The organism is Bradyrhizobium sp. (assembly GCF_027451485.1).
Classification (GTDB): domain Bacteria; phylum Pseudomonadota; class Alphaproteobacteria; order Rhizobiales; family Xanthobacteraceae; genus Bradyrhizobium.
Genome location: NZ_DAIDJE010000171.1, coordinates 1 through 3,605, shown reverse-complemented (window position 1 = coordinate 3,605; position 3,605 = coordinate 1). Strand labels below are relative to the sequence as shown.

2 protein-coding genes and 2 pseudogenes are annotated in these 3,605 nt (G+C 62.9%); 2 read left to right on the top strand and 2 right to left on the bottom strand.

The window, feature by feature from the left end:
- A pseudogene (locus tag NEZ08_RS20775) lies at positions 1 to 808 on the bottom strand (IS481 family transposase); the annotation flags it as partial.
- Positions 809 to 894: 86 nt separating this feature from the next.
- The gene (locus tag NEZ08_RS20770; protein ID WP_298111131.1) at positions 895 to 1,311 is read right to left on the bottom strand and encodes a hypothetical protein; all 417 of its coding nucleotides are present in this window, start codon (positions 1,309 to 1,311) and stop codon (positions 895 to 897) included.
- A 186-nt stretch (positions 1,312 to 1,497) separates the two neighbouring features.
- On the opposite strand from NEZ08_RS20770, the gene NEZ08_RS20765 reads away from it, so the two are divergent.
- Together NEZ08_RS20765 and NEZ08_RS20760 are read left to right on the top strand one after the other, a co-directional pair.
- Positions 1,498 to 1,962 (top strand): SEC-C metal-binding domain-containing protein, encoded by a 465-nt coding sequence (locus NEZ08_RS20765; protein ID WP_298111128.1) that lies wholly within the window; start codon positions 1,498 to 1,500, stop codon positions 1,960 to 1,962.
- A 273-nt stretch (positions 1,963 to 2,235) separates the two neighbouring features.
- A pseudogene (locus NEZ08_RS20760) lies at positions 2,236 to 3,605 on the top strand (IS66 family transposase); the annotation flags it as partial.

Below are 3,605 nucleotides of genomic sequence, written 5' to 3'. Positions count from 1 at the left end.
AGAAGCCTTGGGTGGTCTCGGCGGCGGTCATTGCGGCGCCGTTGTCGCTCATGATGGCGCGCGGCAGGCCGCGCTTCATGAAGGCCTGGATGAGGCCATGGACCAGGTTCTCGGCGGTCTCGGCCAGATACCATTGCAGATGGCAGACCAGACGGGAGCGGTCATCGAGGATACCGAGCAGGATCGGTGTCTGCCACTCTGCCTTGGAGGTCAGTACCTTGCGCGAACAATGGTGGTAGTCGAAATGCCACAGCCCGCCGACATGCTCGACCTCAAAGCTGCGGACCTCGCGGGTTGCCAGCCGGACTTGCGCCGCCAGCGCGCCGGCGCTCTGGCGTGAGCTCAGCGCACGGTGCTTGTCCAGACCATGGCTGCGCAGGAACCGGCGCACGGTCGAATAGGACGGCATGGGGCCGAACTCGGGCTGCGTCTCGATCAGGGCAGCCAGGTTGTCGTGATGAAGCTGGGCGCTCCAGCTCTTGTGGGCGGCGTATTGGGCGAGCAGCGCCTGGCGCAGTGCGTTGCTCAGCGCGAACTGCTGGCCGGCGTCACGACGGCGCTTGCGGCGCAGTACGCCGACCGGGTCGACGCGTTCTTTGATCGCGCGGTAAAACCAGCGTTCGATCGTCGAGACGCCGAAGCGAATTGGAACGCCGGTTAGCGGATGGCGCCACTCACGGGCTGCCAGCTCTTCCAGAGCCGCATGAAGCGCGCCCTTCTGCGGCGGTGCAGCAAGCAACTGACCGATGACCGAGAAGCGCAGTTGCGCCCATTGCTGATGGCTGCGCGGACCATGCTCCCTGGTCATGCCGACCTCCTGTTGATTGGAGCGGCGGACGGTAAGGACGGCGGCGGCGAGCGCCAGGTGCGTCTTCTGCGGGTCGGCGTCGCCCCTCAGAAAGCGTGGCTCATTGATGCTCCGCCGGTGATTGGCGCCAGGAAACGCAGGAAGGCGATCAGTCTTTGGTCGGCATCGCCGGCAAATCGGTCGAGCACCGAGGCGGGCACCGCGGACGGATCGGGCGGGGGCATGAAGGCGGCCACGGCGCTCTGCCAGAACGGCGTAGCGGTGAAGGTCGAGAGCCACCAGGCGCGCCAGCGTGCGACGGTCCGGCGGTCGATGCCGAGGGTTGCGGACAGTTGGCGCAGACGCGCGGTCGTCACGCCGTCGCGCAGGGCGCTGATCAAGGTGACGATGGTCGCTAAATAGACCTTGCGGCCGAGAAAGCGCAGGCTGGGGGGCGTCGCCCGCCGTCGGCAGTCGCGGGACGCGCAGCAGAAGCTGAACCTCTGGTTATAGTTCTCGTCCAATCGGTGCGGCCGCCCCCGCGGCTTGCGCTGGAACCGCGCCACATGCAGTGCGCCCCCGCAAGGGCATCTAGCGGACCGGCAGACGGCCGCGATATCGGCATCTATGTCCAAAAGCAAGGCATGAAATCTGGCATCAGCCAGCAGCGTTTGATACAAGGGATCTATCCTTCATGCTGACGTTGGCACATGCCCAAAACCGGCCGCAATGAACCCTGTCCCTGTGGCAGTGGCAAGAAATACAAGAAATGCTGCCTGGCCGGGAACGAGGAACGCGAACGCCAGGCGATGGCCGCGGTCGCCTTGGAAATCGGCGACGAGGACAGCATGTATGATCACCACGGCTTTTGCGACGACTGCTACGACGAATTGGTCGAAGCCTCCAACGCCATCCTCGATCTGATCGACGATGGCAGGTTCGACGAGGCGGAACAGGCCGCCCAGGACGTGCTCGAGCGCTTTCCTGACGTTCACGACGGCTACGCCCGCCTCGGACTGGTGCACGAGATGCGCGGCAATACCGAGCAGGCGATCCACTACTACCGAAAAGTCATCGACTTTATCCGCGAGCACCCGGACGCGTACGAACCCGGGTTCGCCGTTGGTTATCAGTTGCTGATCGATCGCCTCGAAGACCCTGCATCAGCCGCCTGATCCGAGGGGCCCACTGCTGGTCAACACTCGCCGGGTGCTCACCGGCGTCAAGGCATCCACGCCATGCGGCGCGGACCCTCCTTGACCCCGTCTGCGCTCCCGGCAAATCGGAACGCAGGTCGGCTCCGAGGAATGGTCTATGCGGTCTCACCAAGGAATGATCGGATTTTATGCCGCGACCGATCACAATTGGTGAGGTCTCTACCCCTACAAACATCGCGTATCGTGATCAGAAATAGGCCAGTCTGCCTTCAATTTGCCTGATCAGGCTCAGAGGCTGAGGCCGGCGCCAGCGAGGATGAGCTCAAGGCCGAAAAGGCGTCCCGACAAACGCAGACTGTGTCGAGCTTTGTCCGCCGGCGCCCGGCCCGAAAGCCGTTTCCCGAGCATCTGCCGCGCGAGCGTGTGGTTCTCGAAGCGCCATCGTCCTGTCCCTGCTGCGGTTCAAACAACCTGTCGAAGATCGGCGAGCACGTCACCGAAACCCTTGAATCGATCCCGCGGCAATGGAAGGTGATCCAGACGGTGCGGGAGACCTTCAGTTGCCGGGTCTGCGAGAAGATCACGCAGCCGCCCGCGCCCTTCCATGTGACGCCGCGAGGCTTTGCTGGCCCCAATCTTCTGGCCATGATCCTTTATGAGAAGTTCGGTCAGCACCAGCCGTTGAACCGCCAGAGCGAGCGCTATGCCCGCGAGGGAATTGAGCTCAGCGTCTCGACCCTGGCCGACCAGGTGGGAATCTGTGCAGCGGTCCTCGCCCCTCTGCAGCAGCTTATAGAAGCTCATGTGTTGGCAGCCGATCGCCTGCACGGGGACGACACGACGATCCCGATCCTGGCCAAGGGCAAAACAGTGACCGGCCATATCTGGACCTACGTGCGGGACGATCGCCCCTTTAGTGGCCCGGCACCTCCTGCTGCGCTCTATTATGCTTCCAGCGACCGCAAGAAAGAGCATCCCACCAGGCATCTGACCGGCTTTGCGGGTATCCTGCAGGCAGACGCCTATGACGGTTACAACGGGGTCTATGACGGCTCCCGTACAGAAGGTCCGGTGACCTCGGCCCTGTGCTGGGCGCATGCAAGAAGGCAGTTCTTCGAACTTGCGGAGATCGCTCAGAGCAAGCGGCGCGGCAAGAACGCGGCCGTGATCTCACCCATCGCCCTTGAGGCCGTCAAACGCATGGATGCTCTGTTCGCAATCGAACGGCGGATCAACGGCAAATCTGCCGAGGAGCGGCTTAGGGTGCGCAAAGAGGAAAGCGCTCCTTTGGTAGTAGCGCTGGAATCCTGGTTGAAAGAGGAAGGCTCCAAGCTCTCCCGCTCGGCCAAGGTGCGTGAGCCGATTGATTATATGCTGCCGCGCTGGGATCGCTTTGCGGCCTTCCTTGAAGACGGCAAAATCTGCCGTACAAATAACGCCGCGGAGCGGGCGCTCAGAGGTTTTGCCCTGGGACGCAAGTCGTGGTTGTTCGCCGGATCTGGCCGTGGCGCTGAGCGAGCCGCGGTGATGGCAACTCTGATTCAGACAGCCAAGCTCAATAACGTTGACCCTCAAGCATGGCTGGCCGATGTCCTCGCGCGGATCGCAGATCATCCTGCAGGCCGGCTGGAAGAACAGGGGAATCGGGTGAAAAACTCATG